This window comes from Streptomyces sp. NPDC046866 (genome assembly GCF_040704625.1).
Lineage (GTDB): Bacteria > Actinomycetota > Actinomycetes > Streptomycetales > Streptomycetaceae > Streptomyces.
In genome coordinates this window covers 1-17,847 of the sequence record NZ_JBEYXN010000004.1, presented here as the reverse complement: position 1 = coordinate 17,847, position 17,847 = coordinate 1, and the positions used below count along the sequence as shown (strand labels likewise).

At 73.2% G+C, this 17,847-nt stretch carries 16 protein-coding genes; 8 read left to right on the top strand and 8 right to left on the bottom strand.

Translation table 11 applies throughout. The features are described 5' to 3' along the window. Positions 1–16: 16 nt before the first annotated feature. Genes AB0953_RS08470 through AB0953_RS08440 form a run of 7 tightly spaced genes read right to left on the bottom strand, consistent with a single transcriptional unit; the run spans position 17 to position 6,378 of the window. Positions 17–955, bottom strand: coding sequence for a type II secretion system F family protein (locus AB0953_RS08470; protein WP_366858644.1), 939 nt, complete (start codon positions 953–955; stop codon positions 17–19). Continuing rightward, a complete protein-coding gene (locus AB0953_RS08465) occupies positions 952–2,289 on the bottom strand; it encodes a CpaF family protein (RefSeq protein WP_366858643.1) in 1,338 nt (445 codons plus the stop codon). The genes AB0953_RS08470 and AB0953_RS08465 overlap by 4 nt, the downstream gene beginning before the upstream one ends. Next, on the bottom strand, positions 2,286–2,792 hold the full coding sequence (locus AB0953_RS08460) for a TadE/TadG family type IV pilus assembly protein (protein WP_366858642.1): 507 nt from the start codon (positions 2,790–2,792) through the stop codon (positions 2,286–2,288). The genes AB0953_RS08465 and AB0953_RS08460 overlap by 4 nt, the downstream gene beginning before the upstream one ends. Before the next feature lies 1 nt (position 2,793). Beyond that, positions 2,794–3,246 (bottom strand): TadE/TadG family type IV pilus assembly protein, encoded by a 453-nt coding sequence (locus AB0953_RS08455; RefSeq protein WP_366858641.1) that lies wholly within the window; start codon positions 3,244–3,246, stop codon positions 2,794–2,796. Between the two features lie 3 nt (positions 3,247–3,249). After that, a complete protein-coding gene (locus AB0953_RS08450) occupies positions 3,250–4,602 on the bottom strand; it encodes an AAA family ATPase (RefSeq protein ID WP_366858640.1) in 1,353 nt (450 codons plus the stop codon). Between the two features lie 7 nt (positions 4,603–4,609). Further along, positions 4,610–5,311 carry a Flp pilus assembly protein CpaB gene (gene cpaB / locus AB0953_RS08445; protein ID WP_366858638.1) on the bottom strand — a complete coding sequence of 234 codons (702 nt, stop codon included), beginning with the start codon at positions 5,309–5,311 and terminating at the stop codon, positions 4,610–4,612. A 44-nt stretch (positions 5,312–5,355) separates the two neighbouring features. Then, a complete protein-coding gene (locus tag AB0953_RS08440) occupies positions 5,356–6,378 on the bottom strand; it encodes a hypothetical protein (RefSeq protein WP_366858637.1) in 1,023 nt (340 codons plus the stop codon). A gap of 316 nt (positions 6,379–6,694) precedes the next feature. On the opposite strand from AB0953_RS08440, the gene AB0953_RS08435 reads away from it, so the two are divergent. Together AB0953_RS08435 and AB0953_RS08430 are read left to right on the top strand one after the other, a co-directional pair. Continuing rightward, positions 6,695–8,395 carry a glycosyl hydrolase family 18 protein gene (locus AB0953_RS08435; RefSeq protein ID WP_366858636.1) on the top strand — a complete coding sequence of 567 codons (1,701 nt, stop codon included), beginning with the start codon at positions 6,695–6,697 and terminating at the stop codon, positions 8,393–8,395. Between the two features lie 124 nt (positions 8,396–8,519). Beyond that, entirely contained in the window at positions 8,520–9,857 is a 1,338-nt protein-coding gene (locus AB0953_RS08430; protein ID WP_366858635.1) for a M14 family metallopeptidase, read from the top strand. Between the two features lie 31 nt (positions 9,858–9,888). Here the strand turns inward: AB0953_RS08430 and AB0953_RS08425 are convergent, their stop codons facing one another. Beyond that, the gene (locus tag AB0953_RS08425; protein WP_366858634.1) at positions 9,889–11,475 is read right to left on the bottom strand and encodes a tetratricopeptide repeat protein; all 1,587 of its coding nucleotides are present in this window, start codon (positions 11,473–11,475) and stop codon (positions 9,889–9,891) included. A gap of 278 nt (positions 11,476–11,753) precedes the next feature. Between AB0953_RS08425 and AB0953_RS08420 the strand changes: the two genes are divergently transcribed. From AB0953_RS08420 to AB0953_RS08395, 6 genes are all read left to right on the top strand, one after another. Further along, positions 11,754–11,912 (top strand): hypothetical protein, encoded by a 159-nt coding sequence (locus AB0953_RS08420; RefSeq protein WP_366858633.1) that lies wholly within the window; start codon positions 11,754–11,756, stop codon positions 11,910–11,912. Between the two features lie 122 nt (positions 11,913–12,034). Next, positions 12,035–13,315: an alanine racemase gene (locus AB0953_RS08415; RefSeq protein WP_366858632.1), complete on the top strand. Its 1,281-nt coding sequence runs from the start codon at positions 12,035–12,037 to the stop codon at positions 13,313–13,315. Beyond that, entirely contained in the window at positions 13,315–14,946 is a 1,632-nt protein-coding gene (locus AB0953_RS08410) for a D-aminoacylase (RefSeq protein WP_366858631.1), read from the top strand. Before AB0953_RS08415 ends, AB0953_RS08410 begins: the two co-directional genes overlap by 1 nt. 86 nt (positions 14,947–15,032) lie before the next feature. Further along, a complete protein-coding gene (locus AB0953_RS08405; RefSeq protein ID WP_366858630.1) occupies positions 15,033–16,040 on the top strand; it encodes a YdcF family protein in 1,008 nt (335 codons plus the stop codon). A 95-nt stretch (positions 16,041–16,135) separates the two neighbouring features. Beyond that, on the top strand, positions 16,136–16,330 hold the full coding sequence (locus AB0953_RS08400) for a hypothetical protein (protein WP_366858629.1): 195 nt from the start codon (positions 16,136–16,138) through the stop codon (positions 16,328–16,330). A gap of 219 nt (positions 16,331–16,549) precedes the next feature. After that, positions 16,550–17,038, top strand: coding sequence for a nitroreductase family deazaflavin-dependent oxidoreductase (locus AB0953_RS08395; RefSeq protein ID WP_366858628.1), 489 nt, complete (start codon positions 16,550–16,552; stop codon positions 17,036–17,038). Positions 17,039–17,847 lie beyond the last annotated feature (809 nt).

Sequence of the window (17,847 nt, the reverse complement as noted above, 5' to 3'; positions counted from 1 at the left end):
GTCGCTCCCCGCCCCCTCAGACGTCGATCTTCGACAGGCGGCGGATCAGGACGAACCCCAGGGTGAAGAGCCCGAGCGCGACCAGCACCGCCGTCTGGCCGAGGAACGCGCCGGTCATCCGGTCCAGCGCGCCGGGCATCATCAGGTTCACCAGGAGCAGCGAGCCGAGCCCGATGGCCGGCACGAGGTACGCGGTCACGGTCACCTGGGACAGCTGGGTGCGGATCTCGCGCCGGGTCTCCTTGCGCTGCTCCAGGGTGACCGTGAGGTTCCGCAGGGAGCCGACGAGCTCGCCGCCCGCCCGCGCGGACAGCACCAGCGTCGAGACGAGGACGACGAGCTCGCGGGACGGCAGCCGTTCGGCGATCTCGCCGAGCGACTCCTCGATGGAGTGGCCGACGGCGAGCCGGTCGGCGACCCGGGACAGCTCCTCGCCGGCCGGGGCCTCCAGTTCCTCGGCCGCTATGGCGATGGCCGTGCGCAGGGCCAGCCCGGCCTGGGTGGCGTTGGCGAGGATGCGGGCGAGCTCGGGGAGCTGGTTGATGAACCGCTCGGTGCGCCGGGCCCGCTGCCAGTTGAGGAAGGCGTTGGCCGCCCACAGGCCGATCAGGCCGGCGACGGGGCCGAAGAAGGGGGCGAGGAAGCTGGCGGCCACCAGCCATATGCCGGCCACCGACATCAGCATGTAGACGAAGAACTCCCCCGGGGTGAGGTCCAGGCCGGTCACGGCCAGCTTGACCTCGATCCGCTTGCCGAGCGCGGTCCTGCGCAGGCGGCGGTCGACGCCGGGGAAGCGCCGGCGGCGGCCGACGGGCTCGGGGGCGCCGTCGGTGACGAGGCGTTCGATGAGGGCGGCGCGCTGGGCCCGGCCGGCGGTGTAGGCGTGCACGCCCGCGATGACGAGGACGCAGGCCAGCAGGGTGGCGCCGAGGGTGAGAAGGACGAGTGGGTTCACAGGGCTGTCCGGGTGGCGAGCTGGGCGTCCGACACGGCGACGCCGAAGGCCTGCGGGATCGGCTGGTTGTTCATGTAGAGGCGGTCGGCGATGCGGCGCGGCAGCGGGAAGTACTCGAAGCGGCCGTGGACACGGCCGTCGGCGCCCATGGGCAGGGCGGCGAAACGGCACACGGTGGTGATGCGGAAGGGCTCGCGGCCGTGCGAGTCGAGGATGGCGATCTCGGTGACGCGGCGGGAGCCGTCGCCGAACCGGGTGAGCTGGACGACGACGTTGACGGCGCTGTTGATCTGGTCCTGCAGCGCCTCGAAGGGGACCTCGACCTCGGACATGGAGGCGAGGGTCTGCAGGCGCATCAGGGCGTCCTCGGCGCTGTTGGCGTGGACGGTGGCGAGGGAGCCGTCGTGGCCGGTGGACATGGCCTGGAGCATGTCGAGGGTCTCGCCGCCGCGGACCTCGCCGACGATGATGCGGTCGGGGCGCATGCGCAGGGAGTTGCGGACGAGGTCGCGGATGGTGATCTGGCCCTTCCCCTCCACGTTCGGCGGGCGGGATTCCAGTCGGATGACGTGCGCCTGCTGGAGCTGGAGCTCGGCGGAGTCCTCGATGGTGATGATGCGTTCGCCCTCCGGGATGAGGCCGGAGAGGGCGTTGAGGAGGGTGGTCTTCCCGGTGCCGGTGGCGCCGGAGACGATCAGGTTCATCTTCGACTGGACCAGGCCGGACAGCAGCAGGAGCATCTGCTCGTCCAGCGAGCCGAGACCGATCATCTCGTGGAGGGTGAAGGCGCGCGGGAAGCGGCGGATCGTGAGCGTCGCACCGGTCAGGGACAGCGGCGGGATGATGACGTTGACGCGCTCGCCGCTGGGAAGGCGGGCGTCGACCATCGGATTGGCCTCGTCGACGCGCCGGTTGACGGTGGAGACGATGCGCTCGATGGTCTGCATGAGCTGCTCGTGCGAGGCGAAGCGGAGCGGGAGCTGCTCGACGCGGCCCGCGCGCTCGACGAAGATCTGGTCCGGCCCGTTCACCATGATCTCGGAGATCGAGGCGTCCTCCAGGAGCGGTTCGAGCACGCCGAGGCCGAGGGCTTCGTCCACGACGCGGCGGATCAGCTGGGCCCGCTCGACGGTCGACAGGACCGGGCCCTCCCGGCTGATGATGTGCCCGAGCACCCGCTCCAGCCGGATCCGCCGTTCGGCGGGGGCGAGGGCGGACATCTCGGCGAGGTCGATCTCCTCCAGCAGCTTGGCGCGGTACGAGGACACCAGGCGGCCGTCCTCGCGGGGGCTGTGCCGGTCGTCCGGTGTACCGACCCGGGAACGCAGGCTCATGGTCCGACCTCCGGGTCGTCGTTGGGCATGATGGCGGTCCGCTTGGCCGGGTCGAGGCCGAGCCCCGGCACGATCGACTTGATCTCGATGGTCACGGTGGCGGTGACCGCGTCCCGGCCGGCGTCGACCCGGACCTGCGCGTTCAGTCCTTCCCGCACCGCGGCCTGCCCGGCCGCCACGCCGCTCCCCCGCTTGCGGGCCTCCGCGCGGGCCGCGGTCCGGGCGGCGGTGTCCGCCTGCTCGTGCACGTACGCGACCCAGCCGAGCTGGATCGCGCAGAGCGCGACGAACAGCAGGATCGGAATGAACCCGATGTACTCGAGCGCCACCTGCCCCCGGTCCCGCTGCGCGGAGCGCAGCCCCGGAGCCGGCCGGGCGGCGGCTGCGGGCTCGGGCTCGGAAGGAGAGCCGGGGGCAGCGGTCGGGCCGGGCACGCACGCCGGGTCCGAAGGGGCGGCGCGGCCGGGCGGGAAGCCGGGCCCGGGTGGGATGGGGTGGGGCATCTCAGTCCTCCCTCTCCATCGCCGCGCCGGCGGTGCCCGTGATGGGGACGCCGATGTCCAGGCCCGGGTAGAACACCGGGACGTTGAGCTTGACCGTGGCCTTGTAGAGCGAGCCCGACTCGCCGCATTCGGCGGACATGGTCCAGGCCCCGCCGATGTGCTCCGCCGCGGCGGTCTCGCAGGCCCCGTCGCCCTTGACCGCGCCCGCGCGGGCCGCCTCGTCCGCGGCGTTGCCCGCCAGGGAGAAGGCGTAGCCGATCAGGACGCACTCCCAGACCGCCGCGACCAGCAGCAGGATCAGCGGGACCATGCCGACGAACTCCACGGCGACCTGGCCCTGCTCGCCCCGGACGGCCGACAGGCCCCGGCCGAGGCGCACGACCCGCGGGCCCCGGCCGCGCCGGACGCCCCTGCCGCCCGGGCGGCAGGGGACGGCGCTGCGCGCGGACGGCACCGGTCAGCCCTCCCGGCCGCGGCGCAGCCACGGGCCGGCGGCGCCCCGGTCGCCGCGGTCGCCCCCGCCGCGGCGGAGCCGGGCCACGGGGCCGGAGGCGCGCACCGCGAGGGCCGCGCCGGGCTTCCCCGCACCCGCGGCCCCGGCCGCGAGCGCGGCGGCCCCCTGCGCCGCCGGCTCCTCCCGCGCGGCCAGCAGGCCCAGTTCCCCGGCCACGGTCCACAGCGCCTGCTTGACGGTGGAGCGGTTGTCGAGGTCCTGCACGCGCCCGGCGTCGACCACCGCCTGGAGCTCCTTGAAGGCCGCCGGGACGGGGGTCCGCGCCACCCGCGTCTTGGTGATCTTCTCGATCAGGGCGGGCTGGATCTCGGTGTGCTTGCTCCAGCGGTTGACGACGAGCGAGGTGTCCTCGGCCTTGCGGACCTGGAGCCGCTCCCACATCCGCACCATCCGCTTGGCGGCCCGCACCGCGACCACGTCCGGCGTGGTGACCAGCACGGCGACGTCGGCCATCTCCATCGCGGCGGCGTTCGCGCCGGTCACCTGGGTGCCGCAGTCGATGACGACGAGCTCGTACCGGCTGCGCAGGGCCCCGACGACGTGCCGGGCGGCCCGGTCGTCGACCTCCTCGCCGCGTTCGCCGTCGGCGGGGGCCAGCAGCAGGGCGAGCCCGGTCCGGTCGTCGTACACGGCGTCCTGCAGGACCCGGGGGGAGATGTCCTGGATCCCGGCGAGGTCGGCGATGGACCGCCGGAACTGCACGTCGAGGTAGGAGCCGACGTCGCCGGCCTGGAGGTCCATGTCGACCAGGGCGGTGCGCCGGCCCGCGGCGGCCGCTGCCAGCGCGAACTGCACCGCGGCGAAGGTGGTGCCGACCCCGCCCTTGGCCCCGGCGACGGTGACGACCCGCCCGCCGGGCCCGGTGAACACGTCGGCGGAGCGCCCCAGGTGGCGGCGCACGCCCGCGGACCACTGGGCGGCGGCCTGGACGCGGGCGGCGAGCTCCTCGTACGAGGGCGGCAGCCCGATCAGCCCGCGGGCCCCGGAGTCCATCGCGGCGGAGAACAGCGCGGGGCCGGTGTCGGAGGAGAGCAGGACGACGCCGACGGCGGGGAAGCGCAGGGCGACCTCGCGGACCAGGTCGAGGGCGGGCACCGGCCCGATCCGCTCGTGGACGAGGACCACCTCGGGCAGCTCGTCGACGGAGTCGGCGGCGAGCCGCCCGAGGGTGTCGAGCAGGGTGGTGGAGTCGGGGACGGGCACGGCCGGCTCGGTGTCGGGCAGCTGGCCGATCAGGGAGGTGATGGCGCGGGCGGCGTCCGGGTCGCCGGCCGCGGGGAGGATTCGCGTGGTCATCCGGGCCTCACTTGTCCCCGTCGAGGGTGTACGTGCGGTCGCCCGCGCTCGGCGCGGAGTCGGTGCCGGGGGCCACCAGGGCCAGGCGTACGTGCTCCGCGAAGGACTCGGCGTAGGCGACGCGCTGGGTGTCCTTGGTGTTCAGGGCGAAGGTGATGGGGACGGCCTCGGCGGGGCCCTTGCGGTCGCTGTCCTTGTCGAGGGCGGTGAGCTTGCCGACGTTCAGGACCCGCGCATTGGCCACGATGATCACCGACCGCGCCGGATCGGACTCCTTGGCGCCCTTGAAGGTGGCGATGATGTTGACCTTGGCACCGGAGTAGATCTTTCCGGCCACGCCCGTCGCCGCGTCGATCATGATGGCGATCTCCTGCTCGCCCGGCTGGAGCTGCGGCTTGTCGACGACCATGTCCGACTGGAGCAGCGAGCCCTTGCGCAGGGTGGTCAGCGCGATCTTGTCCTTGAGGGCGCCGAGGTCGGTGACGGCCGTGCCGGACAGCCACCGCTTGGGGATGCTCACCTCCTCGAACTGGCCGGCCGAGAGCGGGCTGTACGGGGCGATGTCGGCCTTGGCCCGGTAGGCGACGACCTCGGCCCCCACCTTGGAGTTGACGTCGCCGATCACCACGAGGACCCCGCCGAACGCCGCGAGGGCGCACAGGACCGACAGGAGCAGCAGGATGACGCCGCGGCGCTGGCGTGAGTTCATGTGCCGTACTACCTCGCCGTTCTTCGTTCGTTCGGGCCGGTCGGTCAGTGTCTTGCGCGCGTACGGGTGGTGCCTGCGGCCGCCTCCTCGGCCGGCGGCGGCCCTGCGGCGGGCGGCGCGGCGAGGGGGGCGGAGCAGAAGCCGCACCGGTCGCCGATGAGCTCGAGCCCGCACCAGCGGCACTCGTCGCGCCGCACGGAGGCGACCAGCTGGTAGAGGACGGACAGGTCCGGGATGCCGGCGGCGAACTCCACGAGCTTGGGCGTGGCCCACCAGGTGGGCGAGTCGGCCGGCAGCGGGTTCTCCATGACGCCCTGGACCTGCCAGGCGGGGGCCAGTTCGGCGGTCACCCAGTCGGAGGCGAGCTGGCCGCGCGCGAAGGTGAGGTGGGTGGCGAAGGCGGGCCCGGGCGGCAGCCCGGCGGTGCCGCCGGACGCCCCCGTCGCGCCGGCCCCGCGCGCGCCGCCGCGCCCGCCGTGCGCCCCGCGGCCGCCCCGGCCCCCGCGCCCGGCCGTGCCGCTCGCGGAGCCCCCGCCGCCCGCCGGCCCCCCGCTGCCGCCCGTCAGCCGGACCACGGCGGGCTCCGGATGGGCCAGAACGGCGAACTGGGCGCTCGGCGACCAGGATCGGGCGTGCGCCTTCAGTCCGACCTGCACCCGGTCGAGCTTGGCGACCGAGCCGAGCAGGGCCCCGGCGTGGATGTAGTGCGACAGCAGGCGGGCGGAGGCGGCCACGACGCCGGGGCTGAAGTCGCAGACGCTGAGCTGGCGCAGCTGACGTACCAGCAGGGCGGTGGCCAGCGGGGGCAGGTCGACGTCGAGGAGCGCGATCCGGTCGGTTTCCAGGATGGCGCGCACGGTGTGCATCCGGCGGACGGCGGCGGCCGGCAGCCAGGGCGGGACGACGGCCAGGACGTGGCCGTGGCGTTCCAGCAGGGCGCTGGTCTCGGCGAGGGCGCCTTCGAGGTCGAGCTGCCCGGGCGGTCCGATGACGGCGGCCGGCGGCGTGTGCCGGTCAGGGGCCGGCAGCACCAGATCGGCGCTGGTGACGGCAATGGCGATCGGCACAGCGAATCCCCCTGTTCACCCCGTACGCCACGCACGTTCACGCGCTCTCCGCGTACGCGCACACCCTGCGCGACCGCAAACGGCCGACGCGCTTCCCCCTTGCACCGGAACCATATCCGCGTCCCCGCCGAGGAGTCAGGGCCTTGGGAATTCCTGTGCCAGGAGCACATGTCACAGGTGGCGGAAAACCCGGACATCCGGGATCGGACGGTCGATCAGTTCAAGCCAGATTGCAAACAGTATTGACACCGGGATTGGTCTGGACCAACTTGTGTGCGGGGCCCCCACCTTCCCCTCCTCCCCCCACGGAGCCCACGTGAACCGCATACGCTCGCTCGCCCTGCTCGGCGCCGCGACGCTCACCGCCGGCGGTCTGACCGCCCTGTCCGCCGGCACCGCCCAGGCCGCCGACACCAACGTCGCCCGCAACGGGGGCTTCGAGTCCGGCCTCGCGAACTGGAGCTGCAGCTCCGGCAGCGGCGCCGTCGTCGCCTCGCCCGTCTACGCCGGGGCCGCCGCCCTGCGGGCCGCCCCGGCCGGCCAGGACAACGCGCAGTGCAGCCAGACCGTCACGGTCAAGCCGAACTCCACGTACGCGCTCAGCGCGCAGGTCCAGGGCAGTTACGTCTACCTCGGCGCGACCGGCACCGGCACCCAGGACGTGTCCACCTGGACCCCCGGCTCGGGCGGCGGCTGGCAGAAGCTGTCGACCACCTTCACCACCGGTCCGAACACCACCCAGGTGACCGTCTGGACGCACGGCTGGTACGGCCAGCCGGCCTACACCGTGGACGAGTTCAGCGTCTTCGGCCCGGACGGCGGCGGGCCCACCGACCCGGGCCCCTCGCTCCCGGGCGCCCCGGCCGGGGCCGCCGTTTCCGGCCAGAGCACGGACTCCCTCACCCTTTCGTGGAACGCCGTCGGCGGGGCCGCCGGCTATTACGTGTACCGGGACGGCGTCCGCGTGCAGACCGTCTCCGCCCCGCCCGCCCGGATCACCGGGCTGGCCGCCTCCACCTCGTACTCCTTCCAGGTGAGCGCGTACAACGCGGCGGGCGAGGGCCCGAAGTCGGCCCCGGTGACCGGCACCACGACGGGCGGCGGCAGTCCGGACCCGCACCCCGGCCCCGGCGTGCCGAAGCACGCCCTGACGGGCTATTGGCAGAACTTCAACAACGGCGCGGCCGTCCAGCGGATCTCCGACGTGTCCTCCCAGTACGACATCATCGCCGTCTCCTTCGCCGACGCCACCGCCACGCCCGGCGCGATCTCCTTCACCCTCGACTCGGCGGGCCTCGGCGGCTACACGGTCGCGCAGTTCAAGGCGGACGTCGCCGCGAAGAAGGCGGCCGGCACCTCCGTCATCCTCTCGATCGGCGGCGAGAAGGGCACCATCACGGTCAACGACTCCGCCTCCGCGGCGAACCTGGCGAACTCGGCGTACGCCCTGATGCAGGAGTACGGCTTCAGCGGCATCGACATCGACCTGGAGAACGGCCTCAACCCCACGTACATGACCCAGGCGCTGCGCGCGCTGTCGGCGAAGGCGGGCCCGTCCCTGGTCCTGACGATGGCCCCGCAGACGATCGACATGCAGTCCACGCAGGGCGGCTACTTCAAGACGGCGCTGAACGTCAAGGACATCCTCACCGTCGTCAACATGCAGTACTACAACAGCGGCTCGATGAACGGCTGCGACGGCAAGGTCTACTCCCAGGGCTCGGTGGACTTCCTCACCGCGCTGGCCTGCATCCAATTGGAGGGCGGCCTCGATCCCTCGCAGGTGGGCATCGGCGTGCCGGCCTCACCGAGCGGCGCGGGCAGCGGCTACGTCCCGCCGAGCGTCGTCAACGCCGCCCTCGACTGCCTGAGCAGGGGCGTGAACTGCGGTTCCTTCAAGCCGGCGCGGACCTATCCGGGGCTGCGCGGGGCGATGACCTGGTCGACCAACTGGGACGCCAAGGCGGGGAACGCTTGGTCCAACGCGGTGGGGCCGAAGGTTCACAGCCTGCCGTAGGCGGTACGTGTGGGGGTGGCCTTCGCGGAATCTGGCCGAATTCAGGCCCTTGACCGGGACATGCCATAAGAGCACGCTGTGCGCGTCCGCACGGCTACCCCCACACTCCCACCCAGGAGAACGCATGCGGCTCCACACACGACGCAGGGCCGCCGTCACGGCGGCCCTGCTCGCTCTCGCGCTCGGCGCACCCGCCTACGGCCTGAGCGCGACGGCAGCCCCGCCGCCCCGCCCCTCGACGGCCACCCTCGACGACACCGTCGGCCAGTACGAGATCAAGGGCCCGGCCACACCGGCCGAGCGAACCGCCCTGCTCCGTACGGGTGTCTCCATCGACGAGGTCGACGCCCGCTCGGTCGTCGTCAGCGCCGACGCGCAGCAGGCCAGGACCCTGCGCGCGCTCGGGTACAAGCTCACCGCCCTGCCCGGCCCGCCGGACCGCTCCGAACGGGGGGTGGTGGCGAGCCCGATGGACTTCCCGTCCGCGGACTCGAAGTACCACAACTACGCCGAGGCCGGCGCCGAGATCGACCAGCGCATCGCCCAGTACCCCTCGATCATGAGCAAGAAGGTGATCGGCAAGTCGTACCAGGGCCGCGACATCGTCGCCATCAAGATCAGCGACAACGTCGCGACGGACGAGAACGAGCCCGAGGTCCTCTTCACCCACCACCAGCACGCCCGCGAGCACCTGACCGTCGAGATGGCGCTCTACCTGCTCAACGAGTTCGGCTCCAAGTACGGCACCGACTCGCGCATCACCAACCTCGTCAACAGCCGCGAGATCTGGATCGTCCCCGACCTCAACCCGGACGGCGGCGAGTACGACATCGCCACCGGCTCCTACCGCTCCTGGCGCAAGAACCGGCAGCCGAACTCCGGCTCCTCCTCGTACGGCACCGACGAGAACCGCAACTGGAACTACAAGTGGGGCTGCTGCGGCGGCTCCAGCGGCACCAAGAGCTCCGAGACCTACCGCGGCTCGGCCCCCGAGTCCGCGCCCGAGGTCAAGGTCGTCTCCGACTTCGTCCGCAGCCGCGTGGTCGGCGGCAAGCAGCAGATCACCGCGGCCATCGACTTCCACACGTACAGCGAACTGGTGCTGTGGCCGTTCGGGTGGACCTACAACGACACGGCGCCCGGCATGACCGCGGACGACCTCGCCGTGTACAAGACCATCGGCACGAGCATGGCGAACAGCAACGGCTACACGCCGGAGCAGTCCAGCGACCTGTACATCACCGACGGCACCATCGACGACTGGCTGTGGGGCAACCAGAAGATCTTCGCCTACACCTTCGAGATGTACCCGTCCGACAGCGGCGCCGGAGGCGGCTTCTACCCGCCCGACGAGGTCATCGACCGCGAAACGGCCCGCAACCGCGACGCCGTGCTCCAGCTGCTGGAGAACGCGGACTGCATGTACCGCTCGATCGGCAAGGCGGCCCAGTACTGCTCCTAGTGCCGCTCCCGGCACTGCTCCTGGCCGCCCGTCAGAGGACGCGTGGCACCGGGGCGCCCCCGCCGCCAGGGGGGCGCCCCGCTCGGGGTCGGGGCGGGTCGCCGGGCAGCTCCGGCACCGCGGGCCCGCCGCCCCCGAGGTAGCGGAGCACCCTGAGGGTGTCGGGGCGCTGGGGCCCGAGCACCCGCGCGCGGGCGCGGTGGACCTCCTCGAAGAGCGGCCGGGCCGCGTCCCCGCCCTCCAGGAGCAGCACCGTGTGGGCGATCGAGAACCGCGTCAGCAGCGTGTCCGGGTGGTCCGCGCCGAGCACGCGGACGCGCGCCTCGCGCACCTCCTCGTACAGCGGCCGGGCCGCCGCCGGGTCGTGGCTGTGCACCACCACGGTCAGGTTGTGGGCGATCCGCAGCGTCCGGTAGTGGTCGTCGCCCAACCGGTCCCTGGCCCGGCCGTGCAGCTCCCGGAACAGGACCTCGGAGGCCTGCGCATCGGAACGCGCCAGGATGACGGCCAGGGAGTTGCCGACGGTGAGGCTGTCGGGATGGTCCGGGCCGTTGACGCGCACGGCCTCCCGGTACGTCTCCTCGGCGAGTTCGAGCGCCCGCGGCCAGTCCCCGTGGCTGCCCACGGCCCGGGCATGGCGGCCGCGGACGTACAGGGTCAGCGGGTGCGCCGGACCGAGGTGCTCGGACGCCTCGCGCACGAGGCCGTCCAGCAGTTCCAGGCTGCACGACCACCCCCTCTCCCCCATCCGCCGCCGCCCCCGCACCTGCTGCATGCGGGCGGCGAGCACCACCGCGTGGTGCTCGCCGTATTCCGCCCTGAGGTCGGGCAGGAGCGCCGCGAGCCGGTCCAGGGACTCGTCGGTGTCGCCGGCCAGGTGGGCGGCGCCGGCTCCGCCGAGCCGCGCGAGCAGCGTGATCCGGTCATCCGGACCGTTGCGGGCCAGTTCCCGGTAGAGCCGGCGCCCCTGCGCCGGGTCGCCCGCACCGGTCGTCCACGCGGCCAGGCGGAGTGCGGAGAGCCGGGTGAGCGGGTGGTCCGCACCCAGTGCATCCAGGCAGTCGGCCCCCAGGCGGGCGGTCAGGTCGCGGGCCCTGCGCACCTCCCCCGCCTCCCCGGCCCAGTACGCGGCGACATGGCGTGCGGCGAGCATCCCCGGATCCTGCGGCGGGAGGGTCTCCTCGGCGCAGCGCAGGAATTCCCGGGCGACGTCGTGCGCCCGGCGGTACAGGCCCAGGGCCGAGAGTTCGCCGATGACCGCTGCGATGCGCGGCAGCCGGGACCCCGTCAGCCAGGCCAGTTCCGTGTCGGCGCCCATGCCCGCCCTTTCGAGCGGGCCGTCCCAGCCGAGCGCGCCGCCGGTCGGGGTGCCCGCGAGCAGAGCGTCGCTCCGGCCGCGGTCGTCGAGCTCCTCCCAGCGGCGCTGCCAGGCGGCCCGGTCGCGCCACGGGGCGGCGGCCGGATCGTCGGGCGCCGCCCGCGCGAGCAATACGGTGACGAGGCGTTCCAGTTTCCCGGTGCACTCCCTCCCTGCCCTCTTGTCCGCCGGCCCCAGCAGGCCGTGGACGGTGGACCTGGGCAAGGACGGGTCGGCGTCCTCGATCTCCCGGTAGGTCATTGCGGACGCTTCCCTCAACGCCGCCAGATCCCCGCGGAATTGACGCCACGAGTCGGTCATGGTGCCGATTGTCCCCAATCCGCGGACGCGGCGGGCCCGTTCCGGACGCACCGGTGGTGCGTCCCGGACGGGCCCGCGGCGCTCCCGGGACGGCCCGGGCGCATCCGGAACGGGCTTCGGGCGTCCGGGAACGTCCGCCGCCGGGCACAGCCGTGATGGCCTTCGGTCCACGGCCGGCGCAGAGGGCGCGGGCCACCGCACGCCGAAGGAGTTCCGCCATGGCCGAGACCACGCCCCCGCGCCGCCCCTACGTCGAGCTGCGCGTCGGCACGTTCGAGATGCGCCTCACACGGCGCCCCGCCCGGCTGATCGGCTGGCTGGGATCCGCACTGGCCACCGGCGCAGGCGCCTGGCTGGGCACCCACTGGCCGTGGTAGCCGGCCGCCCGCCTTTCGTTGACCGCCGTCACCTGGGATGTTACACAGCAGGCACACCCGCAACGGACGTTGCGGACAATGCAGCGCAACGGTGCGGTGCAACGCACACGAGGAGGATCCGCATGGGCAGCGACGCCGTCCGCAGACTCGCCGACGAGCCGGTCGACCACCGCTTCAAAGGCCTGCCCCCGGACGCCGAGCGGGCCGCCCTCACCGTGGGCGCCCTCGCGGCCCAGCGCCGCAACCTCCACACCGGCGGCTTCACCACCCCGGTCCTGACCCTCGACGCCGAGGCGCTGGAGCACAACCTCACCGCCCTCGGCGAGTACGCCGCCCGCCACCACCTGGCCTTCGCCCCGCACGGCAAGACCTGCATGGCCCCGCAGCTGTTCGAACGCCAGCTGGAGCACGGCGCCTGGGGCATCACCGCCGCCGTCCCCCACCAGGCCCGCGTCTACCGCGCCTTCGGCATCCAGCGGATCTTCCTCGCCAACGAGCTCGTCGACCCCGCCGCCCTGCAGTGGGTCGCACAGGAGCTCGCCGCGGACCCGGACTTCCGGTTCGTCTGCTACGTGGACTCCGTGCGCGGCGTCCACCTCATGGACCGGGCCCTGCGCGACCACTCCGCCGTCGTCGACGTCGTGGTCGAGCTCGGCGCCGGCGAGGGCGCCCGCACCGGCGCCCGCACCGACGACGACTGCCGCGCCGTCGCCGACGCCGTCGCCGACGCCGCCAACCTCCGCCTGGTCGGCATCGCCGGGTACGAGGCCGAGGTCCCGGACGCCAACCCCGACTCCGTCCACGCCTACCTGCGCCGGATGACCGCCCTGGCCGTCGAGTTCGACAAGGCCGGCCGCTTCGGCCCGGACCTCGCCGAGATCATCGTCAGCGCGGGCGGCTCCGCCTGGTTCGACGCCGTCGCCGACGTCTTCGCCGAGCTGCCCGCGCTGTCGCGGCCCACCCTGCGGCTGCTGCGCTCGGGCGCGTACGTCTCCCACGACCACGGCTGGTACACCCGCCTCACCCCCTTCAACCGGATCCCGCAGGAGGGCGGCCTGCGGCCGGCGTTCCGGCTGTGGACCCAGGTGGTCTCCCGGCCCTCGCCCACACAGGCCTTCGTCAACGCCGGCAAGCGCGACGTCGCCTACGACCTCGGCCTGCCCGAGGCCGAGCTGGTCCGCGACGCCCTCACCGGCGAGGAGCGGCCCGCCGAGGGGGTGCGCGTGGTGAAGCTGTCCGACCAGCACGCCTGGCTGGAGACCGACTCCGCCGACGCGGTCGACGTCGGGGACTGGGTGGCGCTCGGCATGTCCCACCCCTGCACCATCTTCGAGAAGTGGCCGCTGATCCCGGTCGTGGACGCCGACGGCACCGTCACCGAGTTCGTGCGCACCTTCTTCTGATGGACCTGGTGGTCCGCGGGGCCCGCGTCGTCGACGGCACGGGCGGGCCCTCGTACACCGCCGACGTCGGCGTCCACGAGGGCCGGATCGCCGAGATCGGCCGGATCCGCAGCGGCGGGCGGCACACCCTCGACGCGCACGGCCTGGCGCTGTCCCCCGGGTTCGTCGACATGCACGCCCACAGCGACCTGGCCCTGCTGCACGACCCGGACCACAGCGCGAAGGCCGCCCAGGGGATCACCCTGGAGGTCCTCGGCCAGGACGGGCTGTCGTACGCCCCGGTCGACGACCGCACCCTGGCCGAGGTCCGGGCGGCCATCACCGGCTGGAACGGCCCCGGCGAGGACGGCGACTTCACCTGGCGCAGCGTCGGCGGCTACCTCGACCGGCTCGACACCGCCGGCATCGCCGTCAACGCCGCCTACCTCGTCCCGCAGGGCACCGTGCGCGCGTACGCGGTCGGCTGGGGCGACCGGCCCGCCACACCGGCCGAGCTCGACCGGATGCGCGCACTCGTCGCCGAGGGGCTCGCGCAGGGCGCCGTCGGGATGTCCTCGGGGCTCACCTACACCCCCGGCGCGTACGCCACCCGCGCCGAGCTGACGGAGCTGTGCCGGGTGGTCGCCTCGTACGGCGGCTACTACTGCCCGCACCACCGCTCGTACGGGCGCGGGGCCCTCGCCGCCTACGCCGAGATGGTCTCCCTCGCGCAGGAGGCGGGCTGCGCGCTGCACCTCGCGCACGCCACCCTGAACTTCCCCGAGAACGAGGGCCGGGCCCCCGAGCTGCTCGCCCTGCTCGACACGGCGCTGGCCTGCGGCGCCGACATCACCCTCGACACCTACCCGTACACCCCCGGCTGCACCACCCTCGCCGCGCTGCTGCCGAGCCGGGCCGGCGAGGGCGGCCCGGACGCGGTCCTGGCACGGCTGCGGGACGACGCCGAGGCGGAGCGGATCCGGCACGCGCTGGAGGTGGCCGGCTCCGACGGCTGCCACGGCGTCCCGGTCGACTGGACGGCCGTGGAGGTCTCGGGGACGGCGGACCCGGCGCTCGGCGCGTACGTCGGCACCAGGCTGCGGAACTGGCAGGACGCCCGGCGGCTGCTGCTGGCGGACCGGCTCGGGACGACCGTCCTGCAGCACGTCGGGCACGAGGAGAACGTCCGGGCCATCATGCGCCACCGCACCCACACCGGCGGCTCCGACGGCATCCTGCAGGGCGCGAAGCCGCACCCGCGGGCGTACGGCGCCTTCCCGCACTACCTCGGCCGGTACGTGCGCGAGCTCGGCGTCCTCTCGCTGGAGGAGTGCGTGGCCCACCTGGCGGGCCGGCCGGCGGCGCGGCTGCGGCTGCCGGACCGGGGCCTGGTACGGGTGGGCCACCGCGCCGACCTCGTCCTGTTCGACCCGGCGACGGTGGCGGCCGGAGCGACGTACGAGAACCCGCGCGCGCTGCCGACCGGCATCCCGCACGTACTGGTCGACGGCCGCTTCGTGATCCGCGACGGCCGCCGCACGACCGCCCTGCCGGGCCGCGCCGTCCGCAGGACGCCGTACGGGAGGCCGCACGGGAGGCTGCACGGGAGGCCGTACGCGAGGAGCAAGGGGGCGGCGGGTGCCGGAAGTTGACTGACCGTTGAGGGGAATCCCATCTCGTGTCCGCGGCCGGGACGAGACCCCCCGCCACGACGGGCCGTCTGCCTACCATGGGGTGCGTGATCGCATTCGTGCCCGCCGCCGTGCTCCTCGTCCTGTTCCTGGTGAGCGTGCGGGCCGACCGCCGGCGCTTCCGCAACGCGGTCCTGTTGGGACTGACCCTGATATGCGCCTCGCTCGGGGTGCTGTTCCAGATACCGGCCCTACCCCGGCCGCTCGCGGTCACCGCGTGGGCGCTGGTCCTCCTCGTACCGGTGCTCGGCACGCTCGCCCTGGGCTGCTTCCTGATCGGCAACGGCCTCACCATGATCCGCAAGGAGGGGCGCAGCCCGGCCAACCTGCTTTCCTTCGTCGCCGGCATCGCGATCTTCGCGCTGATCACCCTGGTCCTCACCGTGGCCGGCCAGGGATCCCGGGCCATGAACACGCTGGTCGCAGGGCTGGTCCTGATCGTCGGCTACGTCTCCTTCATCTTCCTCTGCTTCCTCGCCTACGCCTTCCTGTACGGGCGGATCCGGGTCCGCGGGGACGTGGACTACGTGGTGGTGCTCGGCTCGGGCCTGATCGGCGGCGAGCGGGTGCCGCCGCTGCTGGCGTCCCGGCTGGCGAAGGGCCGGCAGATCCAGGACGTCCAGGCGGCGCGCGGCGGCCGGGTACCGCTGCTGCTGGCCTCGGGGGGACGGGGGTCGGACGAGAAGCTGTCGGAGGCGCAGGCGATGGCCGACTGGCTGATCGCCTCCGGGGTCCCGCGGGAGCAGATCGTGCTGGAGGACCGCTCCCGTACGACGCGGGAGAACCTCGAATTCAGCCGCGCCCTCATGGAGGCGGCCGACCCGGACTACCGGTGCGTGATCGTCACCAACAACTTCCACGCCTTCCGCGCGGCGATGACGGCCCGCAGGGCCGGGGTGAACGGCCAGGTGCTGGGCTCGGCGACCGCCCGCTACTTCTGGCCGAGCGCCATGATCCGCGAGTTCGTCGCGGTGTTCTGGGAGCACCGGGCGGTGAACCTGACCGTCTGCGGCGCGATCGCCGTACTGGCGGTGGCGGGGGCGCTGGCGGGGTAGTAGATCCCGCAGACGGCGCCGACCGCCGACATGCGTTCATGGGGACGGCGCCGGAGTATGGGGGGCACTGGGGGGACCGACGCAGGAGGTAACCGATGGGAAGTGAATCGGACCAGCAGCGTGAGACCGTCACTCCGTCGTCCAAGCTGTTCACGGGCGGCGAGCGGGCTTACGACCCCGAAGACCTCGTCATGGCGACGGGCGCCGACCCGACTCCGGAGCGGGTCGAAAAGGCCCGGAAGCTGATCGAGAAGGAAGGCCAGAGGGTCATCGAGCGCTTCCTCCCGTAAGGCAGGGGGCCGAGGTCAACGGCAGTGTCCACGGGCGGCCGGCCGTACTCGCAGCGGCCGGCCGCCTGCATGCCGTGGGGAGAGGAAGAGAGTGGAAGACAAGGGAGGACCAGGGCGAGGGCGACGGTGCCGGCCGCGGCCCGCGACGTGTCGCAGCGGCCGCATCCGGATCGGGTGAAGGATCGTTAAGCCTCCGGGGGGTCGTTACTCGGAGGAAACATGCAGACGATCACCATCGACTGGGACCACCCCACCGACCCGGCGCCACCCCTCGCGCGCGACCACGTACGGGACTACGTGCGCACCGGCGGAGAGGACGGCCACCTCTGGCACGGCGTGCCCACGCTCCTGCTCACCACCTTCGACCGCGCGACGGGCCGCACGGTCCGCACCCCGCTGATCTACACCGAGGACGAGCGCAGGCTGGTCGTCGCGGCCGCGGCCTGGGGCGCCCCGGAGCACCCGGCTTGGTACCGCCGCCTGACGGCCCACCCCGAGGTCCGCGTCCAGACCGGCCCCACGGTGTACTGCGCGGAGGCCCGCACGGCAACCCCCCACGAACGCGAGGCCTACTGGCCGGCCCTGACCGCCCTGTGGCCCGCCTTCGACGACTACCAGTCACACTCCCCCCGCACGATCCCGGTCGTGATCCTGGACCGGGGGGCGGGGCCGGAGGGGGCCGGCCGGCAGGGGGCGGGGCGGAGGTAGGGAGGCGGGGTCACGGTGGGACGGGGTGTGCCCTGCCGGGCAGTGCCGTGGAGGGGCGGGGTCACGGTGGACCGGGGTCGGGGAGCGTCCGGGGGCGTCCCGGCCGCCCATTGTCCTTCCGGTTCGCGCCGGCCTATCAAGGGCGCTCCTTCGTCGCGTCGCTTCGCGATGGCCTTCGGCCACCCTTGACAGGCCGACACGACCCGAAATGCCAAAGAGCTGCCGGGAAGCCCCCGAAGGATGGCCAGGGGGTCAAGTCCGGCCCTCTCCCCCGTCAGAGATCTCACTCCCCCGCCCAGGTGCAGAATCCTTCCTCCCAGGACCACCCTTCTGGCCCGGCCCCGAGCATGCGGGTAGCCGAGCCCCCAGGCGCACCAATGGGCCATCACGGGAGCCGAGGGGCTCCAACCCGCACCAGACGTCAATGAGATGACCATCGGGGGCGGGGAGCGCCCCGAATCGCTACGCGCTCCTCTCTCCTCGGCGACTGCCGACCGTCCTGGGCTGGTAGCGCACCAGATCGCTACGTGGCCCGGCACGTCTCAGCGACAAACGACCGGCTGTGGCTGATGGGGGCGCAGCAGACCGCTCCATGGCCCGGCACGTCTCAGCGACAAACGACCGTCCGTGGCTGATGAGCGCGGCAGGTCGCTACGTGGCCCGGCACGTCTCAGCGACAGACGGACGTCTGGGGCTGGTGGGCGGGGCGGATAGTGAGGTTGTTCCTGTTTGGCGGACAGGTTTGATGTGTTGGTCAGGCTGCTGTGGTTTCGTACTGGGCCGGGCTTTGGTAGCCGAGGCTGCTGTGG